Genomic DNA, 20156 nt, shown 5'->3' with positions numbered 1-20156 from the left:
AATGTATTTAGAACATTTTAAATTACAAAAAGCGCCATTTACGCTCACACCTAATACGGAGTTTTTTTGTGAACTCCCAACCCATAAAGAAGCATTGAATGTCCTTTTGCTTAGTTTGGCTCAAGGTGAGGGCTTTATCAAAATTATCGGTGAGGTAGGAACAGGAAAAACTTTGTTATGCAGGTTATTGCTTAACTACTTAACTGAGGAGTACGTCACTGCCTATATTCCTAATCCGGATCAAACCGCTGAAGGGTTACGACTTTCTCTTGCCCGCGAGTTAGGGATGCAACCCGATGAAAGTTGGACACAATATCAATTGCTGGAAGCAATAAATCAATGTTTATTAGAATTGCATCGAGCAGGCAAAAAAACAGTATTGATTATTGATGAGGCTCAGTTTTTATCTGACGAATGTTTAGAAGCAGTTCGACTTTTGACTAATTTAGAAACTGAAGAACATAAATTACTGCAAGTAGTTCTTTTTGGACAACCAGAATTAAATACTAAGCTTGAGCAATCTGGATTGCGTCAATTAAAACAACGCATTACTTTTTCGTATCATTTACAGCCCTTGGCGCGTCACGAACTGGACAAATATTTGAATCATAGGATGGCCCGAGCTGGATATACCTATGGTTCGGCCTTTACTCAAAAGGCGCAAAAACGTTTATATCGTGCAAGCCAAGGATTACCAAGATTGTTAAATATTTTGTGTCATAAATCACTTTTAGTGGCTTATGGACAAGGAAAGAGTCAAGTTGATGGGTACGCCGTAAGGCGAGCCATAATTGATACATTAAGTTCTACACGCTTAGAATGGATTTATTCATTATTAATCTACTCTGGAATCGGAGTACTGGGGCTTAGCGTTATTTTTATGATGTATTGGACCTATGGACTATATCTATGAGTTTGCTTAATGAAATGTTACATGACCTTGCGAAGCAAAAGCAGACAAGGCCAGTCACACCTTTATATATGCCTGTACCTCTTAGAAATAAAGGAGCAAGCAAGAAAATTTTATTATGTCTTGCATTGGTCGCCTTCACTTTGTTCCTTTTTTTGCTTCATAAACATTCATCAAAAATCAACCTTACAACACCCCCAAGTGTTCCTGAAACTAAAATCAATAATGCTGACGTAACCATAAACCCTGAACCCATAATTCAAGCTGCCGTTAGTGCAGTTCCAGAATCAGTCATCCTGGAAAGTTATCTTGAGCCCTTTGCCTCCGCCGCATCACAGCACGTTGCTATCCAAGCTCCGATTGCACCAGATACATTGAGCACTCGGGTAGATAATCAAGGTGAACCACCTGTAACTATAGCTGCAGTTAATAAGGTCTATACACCCCAAACTCTTGAGGAATGGCATGATGCTCAGTTAAATAAAGCACTGGAGGCCATAGACAAAGGCTTTGATCAAGAGGCGATAACCCTATTACGAGAAATCTTGATTCGAGTACCTAATGCATCTGATGTTCGAGAAAATTTAGCCTCATTGTATTTGACCTATGGAGATTTTGCCCAAGCCTCTGAAATTGTAAATGAAGGGCTTCAATATGCACCCGCAGATACGGCTCTTATTACGATTAAAGCACGATTATTTCTTGATCAAGGAAAAGCCAAAGAGGCTATTAACCTTTTATCAAAATACCGCCCTTCTATAATGTCTTATCCTGATTTTTATGGCACTTTAGCAGCAGCGCTGCAATCTGAGGGTCGGACTCTTGAAGCAGGGAGTCTTTATCGATCTTTAATACAAATTGATCCTAATGATGGTCGCTATTGGTTGGGTTATGCGATTGCGTTAGAACATAGTAATAAAGTGAATCAAGCCATTGAAGCATATCTTCGTGCGAGCCAAAATCCGGATAGTGATCCAACCGTACGCGATTATGCCGAAAATCGATTGAAAGTCTTACAGGGATAATGATGAAACGGCTTCGACTCGGCGAATTATTGTTTAAGGAGAAGTTAATTACTCAAGAAAGCTTGGATAAAGCAATTGAGTTACAAATAAAGTCCGGAGGTAAATTAGGGCATATATTAGTTGATATGGGGGTAATTTCTGAAGAAGAAGTTTTAAACTTCATTGCCAATCAGCTTAAGATACCTTTTATCAATTTAAATCATCATGAAATAGATAAAAATCTCACGCATCTTCTCCCTGAAATTTATGCTCGTCGCTATAGAGCTCTTATCATTGAAGAGGAAGATGGTGTATTAATAGTCGGGATGTCTGACCCTCAGGATATTAACGCCTTTGACGCAATCTCAAAAATCTTGAAACGGCCTATTAAAATGGCTGTAGTGAGCGAATTGGCACTACTGAAAGTGTTCGATAGAGTTTATCGTCGTACACAAGAAATCACCAACTTTGCTGAAGAGCTTTCCCATGAGATTTTAGAAGAATTTAAAGAACAACAAGATGATTTATTTGATGAAGCACAAGAAAGTGAAGAGCAAGCCCCGGTTGTTAAACTTTTAAATTCTTTATTTCGTGATGCAGTTCAAGCACGTGCTTCAGATATTCATATTGAACCAGGTGAAAAATCGCTACGAATTCGCTTTCGAGTGGATGGAATTCTAAATGAAAATATTTTAGACGATAAACGTATCCTAGGTGCTTTGGTCCAACGTTTAAAACTCCGTGCTCATTTAGATATTGCTGAAAAACGTATTCCTCAAGATGGACGGTTTAATTTTAAAATTAAAGGAAAATCATTTGATGTACGCGTATCAACGCTACCCACAGCGAATGGAGAAGCAGTAGTCATGCGTTTATTAGATCAATCATCCCAGATTACTGACTTAAGTCAGTTAGGTATTGACCCTAAAATTGTTAAACGTTTAGAGAATATTTATTCGAAACCCTACGGAATGCTCCTTGTTACTGGTCCCACAGGAAGCGGTAAAACAACTACATTATATAGTGTACTCCAGCGTATTAATTCTCCAGAACGTAAAATCTTAACTGTCGAAGATCCTATTGAATATAGGATTGAGCGAGTTAATCAAGTCCAAGTGAACCCCAAAATAGATCTTACTTTTGCACGCGTTCTTCGTGCCATGCTACGTCAGGACCCTGATGTCATTATGGTTGGAGAAATTCGTGATTCTGAAACAGCACAAATAGCCATGCGGGCAGCAATTACAGGGCATTTGGTATTAGCAACATTACATACGAATGATGCCATGACTTCCGCCATGCGTTTAATTGATATGGGTTCAGAAGGTTATATGGTTGCAGCTGCTGTTAAAGGAATTATTGGCCAACGATTAGTTCGTAATTTGTGTGATAATTGCTCAAGTGTTGAGGATCTTGAGCCGCATGAAAGCCTGTGGCTTGAGTCAATGAAGGTTGATTTAACGCTCCCATTTAAAAAAGGTAAAGGATGTTCTGCTTGTAATTATCGTGGATATTTGGGACGTACAGGGGTTTACGAACTGTTAGAGTTAAATAAAGACATGCTTATGGCGTTAAGACATAACGATTCAAGCAGCTTTGTCAAAGCAGCATTGGCATGCGAAACCTATCGACCATTATCTGAATCAGTGCTCGATTTAGTGAAGCGAGGCATCACTTCGGTTTCTGAAGCTATTCGTGTCGTGGGACAATTAGATGAAGAGTTTATGAGGCGATAAATTGTATGAAGGAAAAGCACACTCTTTAAAAACGTGTAATCTGAACGCGCATTAAACCAATCCTATTTGAGTAAGCGTTTTAGATTAAAGCTTTATCTTTTTTCGCTACAATCTTTAGTATTACGAGTAGAGTATTATTTTGATAAGGGACTATTAGGGATGCCAGAATATTACTTCAATGCCCGTGATCAACAGGGTAAAGCACTAAGTGGACAACGAAACGCGCTTAGTGCGGAAGATCTCGCTAATCAATTGATCAGTGAGGGTCTTATACCGCTAGATATTTCGGTTAGCGCTGGTAAGAAATCTAGTGCTTCTAGTACTCCAAATCCCAAAAAGGATTGGTTTGTACCTAAAGTCACTTTAAATGATTTGCATATATTTTGTCACCAGATGTACTCTCTAATTCATGCTGGAATTCCCGTTGCTTCTGCGATAACACGTCTTGCCGAGACGACACGCAATAAAACCTTAGCTGAGGCGCTGCAAAAAGTAGTTGTTTCTTTAAACAAAGGCAGTTCACTTAATATTGCGATGAGACAATTCCCTGATATTTTCTCTGATTTTTTTCTTAATTTGATTGTGATTGGAGAAAATACAGGTAACTTAGATAATATTTTTCTCCATCTTGCTGAATATCTTGAGATGGAAGTAGATATTACAAAAAAAGTAAAATCTGCTTTACGGTATCCCATAATGGTGATAGGAGCAATTATTATAGCTTTGCTCATCATTAATGTGTTTGTCATTCCTGCATTTGCGAAACTCTATGCCAATATGCATGGAATTTTACCCTTGCCGACACGCATTCTCTTAGCTACCTCCAATTTCATCATTCATTATTGGTATTTATTGATCGGGATCATAGTAGTAGGTACATGGGTTATTAGAGCCTATATCCATTCGCCTAGAGGAGCAATTCAGTGGGGGAGAATACAACTTAAAATTCCAATTGTGGGATGGCTTATCCACCGCATATTACTAACTCGATTTGCCAGACTTCTTTCTCTGGTATTACGTGCGGGTATCACTGCAGTTGATGGCATTCAAATGGTAGGAGCATCAACTAATAATGCTTATATGGCTTTGCAGATACAAGGTGTTACCGAATTAATTGCTAAAGGAAATACAATTTCAGCAGCTATAGATAGAACCCATCTTTTCCCGCCTCTAATTATTCAGATGATTGTACTTGGGGAGGAGAGTGGTACCATTGATCGTCTTCTTGACGAGGTGGCAGACTATTACCAGCGGGAAATTGATTACGACATTGTGCGTTTAAGTGACACCATTGAGCCTATTTTACTGGTGATTATTGGTGGGATGGTATTGATTCTTGCATTGGGAGTATTTCTGCCGACATGGAACTTAGCATCTTTGGTGAAACAACAATGATGGATATGAAAAAATTCAGTACGTAATAAAGAGTATTTTAAATCAAAATTTTCTTACCAGATGATTATTGATCTATACTTTACAAAGGGTAATAATCATTTTTAAGCTAAACCTATTTCAATGCCATGATAAAAAAATCTGGGGATGTTGATTCATGGTAAATGATTTATTTTTGTTATGTAGGAATAAAATCTCTTAACATAAGGATATGCAAATGAAGACGCAAAAAGGTTTCACTTTAATTGAATTAGTTGTTGTAATGGTCATATTAGGAATTCTGGCTGCTTATGCAATTCCCAAGTTTTATGATTTTAGTTCCCAGGCTAATATTGCAGATCTCAATGGTTTGGCAGGAGCGTTAAATTCCGCCAATGTAACTGCTCATGGTGCGGCTTTAGCGACAGGTCAGACTGGAGCTACTGGTTCCATAACGATGGAAGGTGCTACAGTTGGATTAGTTTTTGGCTATCCATCCGCTGCAGGTATTGTGAATGCAGTGAATGTATCAAGTGCCTTCTCAGCCTCTACTTCAGGATCAGCAACAACTTATACACTCAAAACCAATTGTACCGTGGTATATACCCAAGCAACCAGTGCATCAAATCCTCCAACGGTGGCTGTGACTACTTCTGGATGTTAATTTTTGAGTTTTATACAGTAGCCTGGATAAGTGATGAAGATGTATCTGGGCTACATTTACTATAACCTATACAGTTGGTATATCTGCGATCCGTTCGTCTATAGTGAATAGACCTCTAATGCAAAAACGATTCAAGGTTTGAAATGGATAAGGGAAAGGGTTTTACATTAATTGAGCTTGTTGTAGTTATGGTTATATTGGGAATTTTGGCTGCTTACGCAATTCCTAAGTTTTATAGCTTTAGTACACAAGCGAATATAGCGGATCTCAATGGTTTAGCTGGAGCGCTAAATTCAGCTAATGTAACCGCCCATGGTGCGGCTTTAGCGACAGGCCAAACTGGAGCTACTGGCTCAATTACTATGGAAGGTTCTACAGTTGGATTAGTTTTTGGATATCCATCTGCCTCAGGTATTGTAAATGCAGTGAATGTATCAAGCGCCTTTTCATCTTCTACGTCAGGATCTACAACAACATATACACTAAAAACGAATTGCAGAGTGGTATATACTCAAGCAACCAGTGCATCAAACCCTCCAGTGGTGGTTGTAACTACTAGTGGATGCTAAGCTAATTAGAAGTTATTTAATTCGCGTATAAGACTTCACTTTTACAAACTCGGCAAATAAAGAAGTGGTCTGTTGGCATTTCAGGATTGTGCTTCATCTAAGGGATTAATCCCGGTTGCAAGCAACCGGGCATGGGACAAATCCTGGGGAGGATCCTGGATTTTATTATATTTATTTTTTTAAAACATAACTACCTGGGGCATCCATTACTGATTTTAATGGCAATTGGTTAAAATCTGGCGCGGGTATGAGTTTTCCTGAATGTGTTTTTAGCCATTTTAGCCACTCTGGCCACCAAGAACCTGAATATTCTGTTGCTTGCTCTAGCCATTGCTCTGCCTGGGTAGGACAATGATTATTGACCTTGTAGCCATATTTTTTTGTTTCAGGGGCATTGATAATCCCAGCTATATGTCCGGATCCACCAAGTACAAAGCGTTTGGGACCGTTCATAAGTTTAAAGCCCAGGTAAGTAGTTTTCCAGGGAGCAATATGATCTTTTTCGGTGGAAAGGAAAAAGGTTGGTATGTCAATGGCACTGATGTTAATTGGGGTATGATTAAGATGGATTTTACCCGGTTTTACCAGATCGTTATGCAAATACATCCATCTTAAATATTGGGAATGCATTGTTGCTGGCATGTTGGTGGAATCTGAGTTCCAATACAATATATCAAAAGGAACCGGATTTTTACCGCGCAGATAATTTTTAATAAAGAAAGACCAAATTAAGTCATTTGCCCTAAGAGAGTTAAAACTTGAGGCCATGAATTTTCCAGCAAGATAACCTTTAGACTTCATTTCATCTTCTAGTTTTGCGATTTGCTGTTCATCAATAAAAACAGCGATATCACCTGGATCACTAAAATCAATCATGGAGGCTAAAAAGGTTGCACTGCGAATGGAGTTGTCTTGCCGTGCTTTATTATAAGCAAGTAACATTGATTGAAGTGTTCCACCTATACAAAAGCCCATAGTATTAACCTGCTTTATACGTAGTTGCTTTTGAATCATACTAATCGCGGTTAATGGTCCTTCGTTTAAATAATCATATAGACTTTTATGAGAAAAATTTGAGTCTGGATTAACCCATGAAATGATAAATACAGTAATTCCTTGTTTTACTAACCACCCAACAAGAGAATTATGTGGGCTTAAATCCAGAATATAATATTTGTTTATCCAGGGGGGAATAATAAGAAGGGGAATAGACTTTACCTTAGTGGTTTGTGGCGTATATTGAATAAGCTCCATCAGGTTATTACGAAAGACTACTTTTCCCGGAGTAATAGCAATGTTTTCACCGAGCCGAAATGCCTCCGTATCTGTCATTTTAATCATGAGACGAGGAGAACCTATTTCTAGATCAGAAAGTAAATTATGAAGTCCATGCAATAAATTTTTACCATGACTTTTCAATGTTTCATCCATGATCTGAGGATTCGTATGAAGGAAATTAGCTGGCGATAATGCATCTAAATATTGCTTGGTAAAAAATTGGAGCCGCTTTGCGGTATTTGTATCAGGGTATTCTATCCTTTCAAATAAAGTATTCATATGCTGACTGGCTAAAAGGTAATGCTGAGTTAACACATTAAAAAAAGGATTATTTATCCAATCTTCTTCATGAAAGCGTGGATCATTTATGGGCATGGGCGTCCCATTTAACCAATATTGTAATTGGGTTTGGGCTAAATTAAATGCATCTTGCCAGTATGCGAGTTGCATTTCCCAGATTTTTTCAGGATTCTGCAGAAGAATACTCATTACATTTTGGAAATGTTCCGTTAGCTCAATATATTGATTGATTATCACGGGTACTTGTAAAGGAGTTTCTTTAATATCAGAAATGATTTGCAAACTTTTTGCAGCTATAGCTTGCAATAACTCGCCAAGCTCTTTGTCATGGGTCATCCTAACTCCTGTGGACAAATAATTTTGTTTCCTATTTTGGTTGGTTTATCGTTATGGATCAAGAGCTGAGTGCTTGGAAAGTTTATGATTTACCAATTCCTTGTTTTCCCTTCATGCCAAAAATAACCGCTCTCTTTCTTCTTGTTAATCAATTCAAAAAGTTCGTATGCCGTATCCGAAGGCAGCTTGGGGGCGTTATTTTTTCCCATATCCGTTCTTACCCAACCTGGGTCAAAACTGGAGATAGTAACTCCAGGGAGCCTTTTGGCCAAAAGGAGAGTATACATATTTAGGCATGATTTTGACATTTTGTAATGGGGTACTGACGCAGAGTCATTTGAACTAAAAGCGCCCCATCCTGAAGAGATATTAATTATTTGGGCATTAGGATTTAACTTTGGAATGCACTGTTCAGTTAATTCAATAGTTCCGAACACATTAACAGCAAATGTTTTTCTTAGCTGACTCATGTTTATGTTCATTTCACCCCAATCCTCTAGGAGGATGGCTGCATTATTAATTAATACATCAAATTTGGGTAACTGTTCCGCGAAATGATTAATTTGTTCTGAATCCAACAAATTAAGTGGATGAACTTTTAAATTCTTGTGTTTTAGGGGAGTATCACCTTGTGTAGAAGTTCCAATAACGAACCAACCATGCAATAAAAATATTTTGGCTGTTTCTAATCCTATTCCTCGACTAATTCCTGTAATTACAAGAGTATTCACAGTTGTTTTCTCCATAAAACTACTTCGGTAACTTCATTAAGTTAAGAACTTTGGGTTTGCCTACGTCACTACGATGTGTTCGCGGGACATAGGGATAAGGTTTTTTGTTTCTACCTATCAATGTTTAAAGTGACGGATTCCGGTAAATACCATAATTATTCCATGTTCTTCAGCGCAAGCAATAATTTGTGCGTCTCTGATTGAACCACCTGGTTGAATAATCGCCGCAATCCCAGCCTCTGCAGCAATTTCTACTGTATCTGGAAAAGGGATAAATGCGTCAGAAGCCATAACTGAACCATGGGGGTCAAATCCCATTTGTGCTGCCTGCCAAAGGCCAATACGAGCACTCATAACCCGGCTGGTTTGACCACCTCCAATGCCTATTGTTGCTGCATCTTTCGCATAAACAATCGCATTGGATTTGACATGTTTTACTCCAAGCCAGGCAAACATTAAATCATTCATTTGTTGTGCTGAGGGGTTGTTTTGAGTCATGACTTTAAATTCATAACTGCCTAATGAAAGAGAGTCATGTTCTTGTACCAGCAAGCCGCCATCTACTTTTTTCATGTTCAAGCGAAATGCATCATCGTGTTTCCAAGCTCCAGTTGATAAGACGCGAATATTTTCTTTGCTGGCAAAAATTTCTTTGGCTTCATCACTGATTTCAGGGGCTAAGATGACTTCTACAAATTGTTTTTCAAGAATGGTTTTCGCGGTAGTACCATCCAATTTTTGGTTAAAAGCGATGATGCCGCCGTAGGCTGATGTTGGATCACATTGAAAAGCCTTGAGATAGGCGTTAAGAGGGGAGTCGCTTATAGCAATTCCACAAGGGTTTGCATGCTTGATAATCACACAAACGGGTTTTTCGCAAGAAAAGGATTTAGCACAATCCAACGCCGCATCGGCATCAAGAATATTGTTATAGGATAATTGTTTACCTTGAATTAATTGGGCAGAACCTAAGGAGCCGGATGAAACTTTTTTATCAACATAAAAAGCGGCTTGTTGGTGTGGATTTTCTCCATAACGTAGATCAGTTATTTTATTAAATTGACATGTGAGTACATCTGGGAAACCACAAGGGGTGTATTGTGCATCTAAAGTAGTGAGATAGTTAGTAATTGCTGCATCATAAGCAGCCGTGTGAGCAAAGGCTTTTTTAGCGAGGGTGAATCCCCAATCTGACGGAATTTTTTGGCTTTTTAGGTGCTGAATAAGTTCGGCGTAATCTTCTGGTTTTACCACTACCAACGTATGTGCATGATTTTTCGCTGCTGAGCGAATCATGGCGGGGCCGCCAATATCAATATTTTCTATAGCCTCATTGAAATTACAGTCAGGGCGACTGATGGTTTGTTCAAATGGATATAAATTAATTACCAGCAAATCGATCGGTTTGATTGAGTGCTCTTTAAGTGTTTTTTCATCTTTTTTCCCGCGTGCGAGTAAACCTGCATGAATGGCTGGGTGCAAGGTTTTGACTCGGCCATCCAGCATTTCAGGAAAGCCTGTACAGTCACTAACCTCGATGACTGGCAATTTATGTTCTTTGAGTAATGCAGCAGTATTTCCCGTTGCAATAAGCTCCACGCCCATTTGGTGAAGTACTTTACCCAAGTCCACTATGCCTCGTTTATCTGAAACACTAAGCAGAGCTCTTTTGGGTTTAAAGGCAGAGAAAGCATGTTCTTGGGCCATTATAATTTCCTTAACTAAGTGTAGCCTGAGTGAGGTGCTGCGGAACCTGGAAAATTTAGAGTATTATCTCAGGTTTTATTCTTGCACTACCAAACAACGAGTTCGACAAGTTAATCTGCTTTATGGGTAAAAGCCAATAATGACCATCCATTAAGATTTTCCTGATGAATCGGAGTAAATATTGAAGCATACGTTTCAATGAGTTTAAGCGCTTGTTCTTCTAATATTCCTGATACAATAAGCATCCCTTGAGGGCTTAGCAATTGTTGAAATCGCTCTTTCAGGGTAATTAATGGTGCCAACAATATGTTTGCAATAATCAAATCTACAGGCTCGTCTAATATATCGGGCTTGCTAATAAACAACTTTTGTTCATCAATTTGGTTTGCTAATGCATTGTTTTGAGTCGCTTGCAGGGCTTGTTGATCGATATCGACTGCATGCACTTTTGCCGCGCCTAACTTTAAAGCGGCCAAAGAAAGTATTCCTGATCCACAACCGTAATCAATAACTGATTTATTTTTTAAATCAGCCTGCTCCAGCCAGGTTAAACATAAAGCAGTCGTAGGGTGCGTTCCGGTACCAAATGCCAAACCAGGGTCTAACATTAGGTTAACTGCATCGGATTCTGGTGGAGTAGACCAAGTAGGGCAGATCCATAGGCGTTGACCAAAACGTTGTGGTTTGAAATCATCCATCCAAGCCCTTTCCCAATCCTTGTCCTCAAGAACTTCTAGAGCACAGGTAAGTTTGGGATAAGTGTGCAGCAAGTGCTCTCGGGTGTATTGCGCTTGGAACACTTCCGCAAATAAAGCCTGAATAACAACTTCAGGCCATAATGGCGTTGTTCCGGGTTCAGGCTCAAGAACAGGATTGTCATTTTTATCGGTGAGCATAATGGACAACGCACCGAATTCTTCTAACTCCTCGCTAAGCAGTTCTATTTCTTGGCTTGGACAATGTTCTATTTTTAATTGAAACCACACAGCATTAATCCTTCAGCATTTTTTCCAGATAGTGAATATTAGTACCACCTGCTATAAAAGATTGATCATGGAAAATACGTTGATGTAGTTCAATATTGGTTTTTATACCATCAATGATGATTTCATCCAGCGCATTTCGCATTCTTGCAATGGCTTCCGCACGAGTTTCGCCGTAACTAATCAGCTTGCCTATCATGGAGTCATAATTAGGCGGAACGGTATAGCTACTGTAAATATGAGAATCAAAGCGAATACCAGGTCCTCCTGGTTGATGTAATAATTTTATTGTTCCTGGCGAAGGCATAAAGGTTCTTGCATCTTCCGCATTAATTCGGCATTCAATAGAATGACCATGTATTTTTATGTCTTCCTGGGTGAGCGTCATTGGTATATCACTTGCAATTTTGATTTGTTCTTTAATCAAATCAACTCCCGTGATCATTTCAGTTACTGGATGCTCAACCTGAATTCGGGTATTCATTTCAATAAAATAAAAACATCCATCTTGATATAGGAATTCAAATGTTCCCGCACCTCGATATTGCAAGTCTTGACACGCTTTGACTACAGAAGCGCCAATTTTAGTTCTCAGTTCAACACTTATTCCGGGAGCAGGTGCTTCCTCTACTACTTTTTGATGGCGTCTTTGCATCGAGCAATCACGCTCACCTAGATGTATGGCTTTACCTTTACCATCTCCAAGCACTTGGAATTCAATATGGCGTGGATTTTCCAGGAATTTTTCCATGTAAACAACGGGATTATTAAATGCAGCTTTGGCTTCGCTACGGGTAAGGGCTATAGAATTAAGTAGATTCGCTTCACTATGCACAACACGCATACCGCGCCCACCGCCCCCTCCCGCTGCTTTAATGATCACGGGATAACCAATTTTTCGAGCAATTTCTAGATTTAGTTGATCATCATCAGATAATGGACCGTCCGATCCAGGCACACAGGGGACCCCGGCAGCTTTCATGGCGTTAATCGCAGACACTTTGTCTCCCATGAGGCGAATGGTATCACCTCGCGGACCGATAAAACGAAATCCACTCTGTTCTACTACTTCTGCGAAATCAGCATTTTCAGAAAGAAATCCATAACCAGGATGAATTGCTACAGCATCAGTAATTTCAGCAGCAGAAATGATTGCTGGAATGTTGAGATAACTTTTTTGTGCTGGAGCAGGGCCTATGCATACGGTTTCATCCGCGAGACGGACATGCAATAAATCTTTATCTACATCTGAATGTACGGCTACAGTCTGAATGCCAAGTTCTTTACACGCACGCAAAATGCGAAGAGCAATTTCACCTCTGTTGGCAATAACAATTTTACTGAGCATTGATGCACCTCTATTCTATGACAAACAGGACCTGATCGTATTCAACAGGTTCACCATTAGCGACGAGTATTTCTACAATTTTACCGGCGCGATCCGCTTCAATTTCATTAAACATTTTCATTGCTTCAACAATACATAAAACATCACCTGCTTTGACTGATTGGCCAAGAGTCACAAAGGCAGGACTTTCTGGTGATGGAGATGTATACATTGTACCAACCATAGGCGAACGAATTTTGTGTCCTGAGGCTGTAGGTACAGGTTTACTTTCATGGTGTGAAGGTATTACAGAAGCAGGTACATTATTTACAGCAGGATGTGATTCCTGACGTGGGGCAGGTGATGTAACATAGTGGACCTGGGGATGTTCTACCGCCGGTGCGCTGCTATGCCGACTTAGTCTCAGCGACTCTTCACCTTCTTTAATTTCAATTTCAGAAATGCCAGTTTCTTCCAGCAATTCAATTAATTTTCTTATTTTACGAATGTCCATTATTTGATTCTCTTTCAATAATTGATGTTAATGCTAATGAATATCCTTGCGCACCCAATCCACTGATAGTACCTTTCGCTATATCAGAGAAATAGGAATGGTGGCGAAAAGGTTCGCGGGAATAAATGTTACTGATGTGTACTTCAATAAAGGGGATTGCAACAGCACATAAGGCATCCCTCAAAGCGACGCTGGTATGGGTAAATCCAGCGGGATTAAAAATTATATAATCTATTTTGTCGATACTTGCTTGGTGAATTACTTGAATTAAATCTGCTTCAGAATTACTTTGATGACATTTTAATGCAAATCCTGCTTTTGTTGCTTCTTTGATTAAACGAGTATTGATATGATCTAACGTCGTAGCTCCATAAATTGAAGGTTCTCGAGTTCCCAAGAGGTTTAAATTTGGTCCATGTAAAACCAGAATTTTTTTCATATTTTAGTTAGTATCGAGCGATTTTTGCAGATTTTGCCTGATCTTCCTGAAATTGTCCATATATCTCCGAAGATATCCACATGATCCCCACTTTTTTTATATTTTTTGTGTGCCCCTGATATCTGGGTAAAAATTTGCTCACTTTCATACAGTAACCTAGACTATTAGATTAGGTAAGGATTGAATTATTTTAAGGATTAAAATGGGATTTTATTCAATCCTTCTGGAGAAAGGAATTTTTGATGCAAGCAACGCTCGACCAACAACAGAAGGTACAAAAAGTAAGACCTGTAATATATTTTGTGATTTTTATGATGATGATATTGGTGCAAATTTCCATTGACCAATATGTTCCGTCATTACCAGCCATTACTAAATCCCTTAATAGTAACGAATCATCCATTCAATTCACCATATTTCTTTTTATGTTTGGATTGGGAATTTCTCATATATTTTTTGGACCTTGGTCCGATAAAGTTGGGCGTAGACGCCCTCTAATTTATGGTATTGGTATAAGTATTATAGGATGCCTTTGTTGTTTATTGGCACCTTCTGTCTGGGTGTTAACCTTAGGTCGCTTCTTACAAGGATTTGGCATTGGCGCGTGCAGTTCAGTGGGGCGCTCTTTAATACGCGATCTTTTTAATGACCGGTATTTGTCGAAAATTGGTTCCTATGTTGGCGTGGCAAGTACGCTTCTTTTAGTTGCTTCCCCAATTTGGGGTGGATTTATTCAGGAACATTTTGGATGGAGGGCCAATTTTTTATTTATCCTTGTTGTTGGTTTGGGTTTTTGGTTTTTTATTCTTCTGGTTCTGCCGGAAACCAATAAAAATCTTAATCCTAATGCAACGAAGATAAGGGTGATACAGCAAAATTATTATGCTTTATTAAAATCTAAAGTTTTTTTAGGTTATACCTTATGTGCGTGTTTTGCATGTTCGGGTTTGGTTGCTTACCTGACTATAGCTCCTTTTTTATTTCAAAATGGATTAGGACTAAGTCCTTTGGAATACGGGCAACTTTCAATTTTTATTGCGGGTGCTATTTGTCTTAGCGGACTAATTAATAGCCAATTGGTTATGTCTAAAGGTGTTTCCTACATGTTGTTCATTGGTATCTTGTTGATGATTAGTGGGGGCGGGATCATGCTTAGCTTTGCTCTTGCAGGAATAATGAATGTGCTGACAATCATGATTCCTATTGCTTTGTTTAGTATGGGGGCAGGTTTTACTTTCATTAATGCGTTTGCTGGAGTTTTTCATCCATTTCCACAAATTGCAGGAACTGTAGCTGCTTTGTATGTCAGCATGCAGGATTTAACTTCTGCATTGACCAGTGGTATTATTGCAATAACCAAGATACAAGGTCAATTTTCTTTAGCTGCAATATTACTTGTTCTTGGTATAAGTGCTTTGGCTGCATGGTATTATCAAGAAACAATAACTCAATAAAATAAATTCACGTTCTTGAAAACCACACCATTTTAGGAATTCTTTGGCGATAAGATTTTTTTCATCACACCAGTATTTTCATATAGGTATGTCGCGAAGCATCAAATAATAATTTCAAAAATTCTAAAACTATGCTAGCTTGGATAAGTTTTTAGAGTTATTGGTTGTGTTCAAAGGTGTAACTCACTGTTGAAACCAATCAGGTTTTTTATGACTTGATTTTAAGGATTATTGGTTTGGCAGGAGATGAGTTGCTTTCAATTTAGATTAAGTTGCAAAGAAGGAGTGGGTTTCCATGCATCATAATTACTATTTATCTCCCTTAGCTGTTGCTCTGGCTTTAGGGATAGCATCCTCTGCGAGAGCCGCAGAGCCTATGCCTTTACAGAAGGCGTCTCTTGAGCAAGTAAAGCAAAAATTTGCTTTGACGACACAAGGTGTCGCGGTTGCTAAAGACAGTTTAGGTTTTGTAAGCGAACATACTGACAGTAATAAAGTAACTCATGTTCGTATGCAACAACAATATGTAGGATTTCCTGTTTATGGTGGTTATGCAATTATGCATAGCATGTATACAGCGCAATCATTAACTAAAGCACAGTCCAACGTGGCAATGAATGGCGTTATTTATCAAGGCCTACAATCCGAATTAGGACAACCTGATGCTTCTTTTGTAAAAAATGCGGATTCAGCGCTACAACAGTTTAAAGCGAAGTATGCAGGTAAAGATGTGAGTGAGGAAAAAGTCACTCCTATGGTTTATATAGATGCTCAGCATAAAGCACATTGGGCTTATAAAGTGAGTGTTCTTGTTGTTCATAAAGATCAAATTCCAGAGCGCCCAACTGCAATAATTGATGCAGAAACTAACAAACCTTTTGTCCAATGGAATGATATCAAAACTGGCAAAAGTGCGGTTAATGGAGCAGGTTTTGGTGGAAATAATAAAACAGGTTTCTACCGATATGGTGCTGACTTACCTTATTTAGATCTAACTCGTGATTCAGGTACTGAATCCTGCTTTATGGAGAATACCGATGTCAAAGTAATTGACATGGATCACCGATACAGTTCAAAACGTAGAGCAATGAAATTCAATTGTCCAACCAATGACTCTAATATTTACCTCACTGGTTATAGAGGAGATGGTTACGACAAACAAAACGGAGCCGCTTCTCCAACGAATGATGCATTGTATGCCGGTCATGTGATTAACCATATGTATAAAGAATGGTATAACGCGAATGCGCTGAGTAATTCTGATGGTTCTCCAATGCAATTAGTGATGCGAGTTCACTATGGCGAAGGCTATGAGAATGCATATTGGGATGGCCAACAGATGACCTTTGGTGATGGTGATACCATGATGTATCCTTTGGTGTCTCTGGGAGTAGGTGCACATGAAATCAGCCATGGTTTTACAGAACAACATTCTAACCTTGAATATTATGGGCAATCAGGCGGCATGAATGAGGCGTTTTCTGACATGGCAGCCCAAGCAGCCGAGTATTATTCTGTAAATAAAAGCACTTGGCAAATTGGCGGCGAAATCATGAAAGAAGACAGCGGCTGGGATGCATTGCGTTATATGGATAAACCAAGTCGTGATGGTGAGTCGATTGACACTGCTGATGAATATTATGGTGGTTTGGATGTTCATTACTCCAGTGGGGTATACAACCATTTATTCTACATATTAGCCAATCAACCTAATTGGAATACCCGATTAGCCTTTGATGTTATGGTTAAAGCCAACATGGATTACTGGACCCCTTATTCAAACTTTGATGAAGGTGGTGAGGGCATAGTAAGCGCAATCTCTGATCTGGTAGCTGCTGATCCAAATCATGAGAGATATCCTTCAACTGCTCTTTGTGATGTTAAAAAGTCATTAAATGAAGTTAAAATCACCACTAATATGAGTGATTGCGCTAATTAATCCGCTTGGTAATAAAATCAGCCAGAAGTTTGCTTATAACTTCTGGCTGTTCCATATGAATATGATGCCCGCCATCCATTTTTTTTAGTGTAAGATTTTTTACCGCTTTAATTCTATTATTGATGATTTCAGTATCAAAAGAAAATCCTCTGCTCGATAACACTAAATAGGTTTTTGCAGTAATTTCTTGTAAACAAGAAAGGATTTGGGGTTCTGTCATACGCAAAGGGGAACGTACCAATAAACGTTGATCGTGTCGCCAATAAAATTTACCTTTTTTTTCTATTAAACTTCGTTCACAAAGAATTTTTGCAATCTCTAAAGAAACATATCCTTTAAAGGCACGTGCAAGAGCGGCACTATTTAAACTGTCATATCCTTTAGATTTTTTGCTTTTTTGAGTAAGAAAATAGGAATAGTCTCTTAATTGCTGACATGCCGTCTCTGCAGGATGAGAAAATGGTCCTAAACCCTCAATGAGGCTTAGTGATAAAAATCGTTCGGGGATTACACCGCCAACCAGACTTGCGAGACAAGCCCCCATTGAGTGTCCTAACAGATGGAGCTTATCAAGTTTTAGCGCATTAATTAGTTCAATAACCACAAAAATGCCATCAAAAAAATGATAGTGACATCCTTCAGGAAGATGTGACGAATAACCATGTCCAGGTAAATCTACTGCAATAAAGTGAAAATCATTAGCTAAATAGGAGGCAAGGGGAGCAAAACTGTTTGCATTATCTAACCAACCATGTAGAGCTAGGATGGTTGGCTTATCTGGGCTTCCCCAGGTCCTGCAGGCTATAGAAAAACCTGGAATTGTAAGATTTAATGTGTTCATTTTATTTAATATTTTTTGATTATTATAAGCAATGATTATATCTCTACTGCAAATAGGAGAGCTATAATCCATTATAGATGAATAAGAATTTTTTACCGCGTCGTTTTACATATTACAATCACTTGCCACAAACAACTGTTGCATGTGATTTAAGACGTATGGAGTACAATTTTTTTTATCCATTTAATGTTATGCTTAATCCAGGAACTTGAACAGAGTTAACTATGCAACAAGAAACACAAAGCGTTTCATTAATTACTTACAATATCCATAAAGGGTTTGGTGTAGGGGCTGTACGTTTTTTGCTTCCTAAAATGCGTGACGCCATTACAAGCTTACAACCTGATTTTGTTTTCTTGCAAGAAGTTCAAGGTGAACATATAAAACGACAAAAGCGAATTAATTCTTGGCCTGACTCGCCACAATTTGAGTATATTGCTGAAAATATATGGCCTCACTATCTTTATGCCAAAAATGCCGTATATGAATCAGGACATCATGGAAATGCAATTTTAAGTAAATATGCTTTTGAACGATTTGAAAATATTAATCTTGCAAACATTCGCAGGGCTTCGAGGGGAATATTACACGCTCAACTAAAACTGGATAACGTTACTATTCATTTGTTATGTGTGCACTTAGGCCTTTTTAAGGCGGAGCGAATGGTACAATGTAATGCTTTAATGCAACGTATAAAGGACGTTGTTCCACAAGACGAACCTCTGTTGATGGCAGGAGATTTCAATGATTGGCGTACTATTATTTCTAAGCCTTTGGCTGAGGAATTAAATATAGAAGAAGCTTTTGTTTCGGTAGAGGGGCAGCACGCGCGTTCTTTTCCTGCGATTAGACCAGCGCTTTGCATTGATCGCGTCTATTTTAGGGGTATGAAAGTACAAGAAGTAGCTTGTTTACATGGCAAGCCTTGGCGAATGCTGTCTGATCATTTACCGCTTTATGCACGTTTTGAAGTAATTAAGCCCTAGATGAAGCTAAAGTAGCTACCTTTGCTTCATCCTGGCAATGTTCTTTTACAAAGATTATTCCATTTTGTTGTTGTATTCCCCAACACATGCAAGGCTATTTAAGCGAGCACGCTTCAATAAAGCTTCTTGTGCTTTAGCAATATTATCTTTATTTCCGCCCCAGGCCGCTAAACAATCTTCTTGTAATGCTCTACCGAAAGAGAAACTGAGCAACCAAGGTTGATGGTCGATGCTATTAATCGCATTTAAATTTGCTGTAGCTTGTTGTGGTGTTTGTCCACCAGATAGGAAATTAATTGTTGGTACTGAAGCAGGTACATTATTACGGAATACGCCGATTGTGTAATCAGCAATTTCATCAGGCTCACTGAAAGGGCTATGTGCTTTACCACAGGTTACCATGCTAGGTTTTAAGATAATATGTTCTAATTCAACCTGGTGAATAAATAATGCGTGGAATAACTCATGCAGGACAATTTCACATACTTCTGCACAATGTTCAATGCTGTGATCGCCATCCATAAGTACTTCAGGCTCAACGATAGGAACAATCCCTGCTTCTTGACAGGCTGCCGCATAACGAGCCAGATTTTCTGCCCCTGTTTTTACTGCAGTTAAACTGGGGGTAAATTCAGAAATTGAATAAACATTTCGCCATTTAGCGAATTTTGCACCTAACTTTTTAAAATGTTGTAAACGTTCAGCTAATCCATCTAAACCTTGAGTGACTTGCTCATTTTCAGTATTAGCTAAAGCAATTAATCCTTTATCTACTTTAATGCCAGGAACAATACCTTTATCGGCAAATAGTTTAGGAATAGGAGTTCCATGCTCGTCTGTTTGGCTAAAAGTTTCTTCAAATAAAATAACCCCGTTAACATATTGTTCCAAATCAGATGTAGTGGCGAGCAGTAGCCTATAGTCTCTGCGATTTTCTTCGGTATTCTCAATACCAATTGAGACAAAACGCTTGCCTATAGTTGAATTGCTTTCATCTGCAGCTAATATTCCTTTTCCCTCTTGCAGTATTTGCTCCATTGTATTAGATAGTTCTTCATAATTCATAT

18 protein-coding genes are annotated in these 20156 nt (G+C 38.7%); 9 read left to right on the top strand and 9 right to left on the bottom strand.

Annotated elements, in window-relative coordinates; all coding sequences use genetic code 11:
* Window position 1 precedes the first annotated feature (1 nt).
* The 6 genes from ACWTEW_RS17200 (at window position 2) to ACWTEW_RS17175 (ending at window position 6254) form a co-directional block, all read left to right on the top strand.
* A complete protein-coding gene (locus tag ACWTEW_RS17200) occupies window positions 2-913 on the top strand; it encodes an ExeA family protein (RefSeq protein ID WP_454782888.1) in 912 nt (303 codons plus the stop codon).
* On the top strand, window positions 910-1935 hold the full coding sequence (locus ACWTEW_RS17195) for a tetratricopeptide repeat protein (RefSeq protein ID WP_454782887.1): 1026 nt from the start codon (window positions 910-912) through the stop codon (window positions 1933-1935). The genes ACWTEW_RS17200 and ACWTEW_RS17195 overlap by 4 nt, the downstream gene beginning before the upstream one ends.
* On the top strand, window positions 1935-3650 hold the full coding sequence (locus ACWTEW_RS17190) for a GspE/PulE family protein (protein ID WP_454782886.1): 1716 nt from the start codon (window positions 1935-1937) through the stop codon (window positions 3648-3650). The genes ACWTEW_RS17195 and ACWTEW_RS17190 overlap by 1 nt, the downstream gene beginning before the upstream one ends.
* A 159-nt stretch (window positions 3651-3809) precedes the next feature.
* A complete protein-coding gene (locus ACWTEW_RS17185; RefSeq protein WP_454782885.1) occupies window positions 3810-5045 on the top strand; it encodes a type II secretion system F family protein in 1236 nt (411 codons plus the stop codon).
* Window positions 5046-5259: 214 nt separating this feature from the next.
* The gene (locus ACWTEW_RS17180; protein ID WP_454782884.1) at window positions 5260-5685 is read left to right on the top strand and encodes a type II secretion system protein; all 426 of its coding nucleotides are present in this window, start codon (window positions 5260-5262) and stop codon (window positions 5683-5685) included.
* Window positions 5686-5828: 143 nt separating this feature from the next.
* Window positions 5829-6254 (top strand): pilus assembly FimT family protein, encoded by a 426-nt coding sequence (locus ACWTEW_RS17175; protein WP_454782883.1) that lies wholly within the window; start codon window positions 5829-5831, stop codon window positions 6252-6254.
* A 171-nt stretch (window positions 6255-6425) separates the two neighbouring features.
* Here the strand turns inward: ACWTEW_RS17175 and ACWTEW_RS17170 are convergent, their stop codons facing one another.
* From ACWTEW_RS17170 to aroQ, 7 genes are all read right to left on the bottom strand, one after another.
* Window positions 6426-8168 (bottom strand): PHA/PHB synthase family protein, encoded by a 1743-nt coding sequence (locus ACWTEW_RS17170; RefSeq protein WP_454782882.1) that lies wholly within the window; start codon window positions 8166-8168, stop codon window positions 6426-6428.
* Window positions 8169-8257: 89 nt separating this feature from the next.
* The gene (locus ACWTEW_RS17165; RefSeq protein WP_454782881.1) at window positions 8258-8899 is read right to left on the bottom strand and encodes an SDR family NAD(P)-dependent oxidoreductase; all 642 of its coding nucleotides are present in this window, start codon (window positions 8897-8899) and stop codon (window positions 8258-8260) included.
* Window positions 8900-9016: 117 nt separating this feature from the next.
* The gene (purH, locus tag ACWTEW_RS17160; protein ID WP_454782880.1) at window positions 9017-10606 is read right to left on the bottom strand and encodes a bifunctional phosphoribosylaminoimidazolecarboxamide formyltransferase/IMP cyclohydrolase; all 1590 of its coding nucleotides are present in this window, start codon (window positions 10604-10606) and stop codon (window positions 9017-9019) included.
* A gap of 110 nt (window positions 10607-10716) precedes the next feature.
* Window positions 10717-11592, bottom strand: a complete 876-nt coding sequence (gene prmA / locus ACWTEW_RS17155; RefSeq protein ID WP_454782879.1) for a 50S ribosomal protein L11 methyltransferase — start codon at window positions 11590-11592, stop codon at window positions 10717-10719.
* Between the two features lie 4 nt (window positions 11593-11596).
* Entirely contained in the window at window positions 11597-12937 is a 1341-nt protein-coding gene (gene accC, locus ACWTEW_RS17150; protein WP_454782878.1) for an acetyl-CoA carboxylase biotin carboxylase subunit, read from the bottom strand.
* Window positions 12938-12947: 10 nt separating this feature from the next.
* Window positions 12948-13430, bottom strand: coding sequence for an acetyl-CoA carboxylase biotin carboxyl carrier protein (accB, locus tag ACWTEW_RS17145; RefSeq protein WP_454782877.1), 483 nt, complete (start codon window positions 13428-13430; stop codon window positions 12948-12950).
* Complete coding sequence (aroQ, locus tag ACWTEW_RS17140; RefSeq protein ID WP_454782876.1) at window positions 13417-13869, bottom strand: type II 3-dehydroquinate dehydratase; 453 nt, start codon at window positions 13867-13869, stop codon at window positions 13417-13419. The genes accB and aroQ overlap by 14 nt, the downstream gene beginning before the upstream one ends.
* 242 nt (window positions 13870-14111) lie before the next feature.
* On the opposite strand from aroQ, the gene ACWTEW_RS17135 reads away from it, so the two are divergent.
* Window positions 14112-15323, top strand: coding sequence for a multidrug effflux MFS transporter (locus ACWTEW_RS17135; protein ID WP_454782875.1), 1212 nt, complete (start codon window positions 14112-14114; stop codon window positions 15321-15323).
* A gap of 295 nt (window positions 15324-15618) precedes the next feature.
* On the top strand, window positions 15619-17262 hold the full coding sequence (proA, locus tag ACWTEW_RS17130) for a zinc metalloprotease ProA (RefSeq protein WP_454782874.1): 1644 nt from the start codon (window positions 15619-15621) through the stop codon (window positions 17260-17262).
* On the opposite strand, the gene ACWTEW_RS17125 is transcribed toward proA, so the two are convergent.
* Window positions 17255-18103 carry an alpha/beta fold hydrolase gene (locus ACWTEW_RS17125; RefSeq protein WP_454782873.1) on the bottom strand — a complete coding sequence of 283 codons (849 nt, stop codon included), beginning with the start codon at window positions 18101-18103 and terminating at the stop codon, window positions 17255-17257. The genes proA and ACWTEW_RS17125 overlap by 8 nt on opposite strands.
* 224 nt (window positions 18104-18327) lie before the next feature.
* Between ACWTEW_RS17125 and ACWTEW_RS17120 the strand changes: the two genes are divergently transcribed.
* On the top strand, window positions 18328-19089 hold the full coding sequence (locus tag ACWTEW_RS17120; RefSeq protein ID WP_454782872.1) for an endonuclease/exonuclease/phosphatase family protein: 762 nt from the start codon (window positions 18328-18330) through the stop codon (window positions 19087-19089).
* A gap of 54 nt (window positions 19090-19143) precedes the next feature.
* Here the strand turns inward: ACWTEW_RS17120 and ACWTEW_RS17115 are convergent, their stop codons facing one another.
* Window positions 19144-20154 (bottom strand): class I fructose-bisphosphate aldolase, encoded by a 1011-nt coding sequence (locus ACWTEW_RS17115; RefSeq protein ID WP_454782871.1) that lies wholly within the window; start codon window positions 20152-20154, stop codon window positions 19144-19146.
* Window positions 20155-20156 lie beyond the last annotated feature (2 nt).

This window comes from Legionella stuttgartensis, from assembly GCF_977063405.2.
The sequence above is the reverse complement of the archived record's forward strand: the minus strand, read 5'-3'. Positions and strand labels throughout refer to the sequence as shown.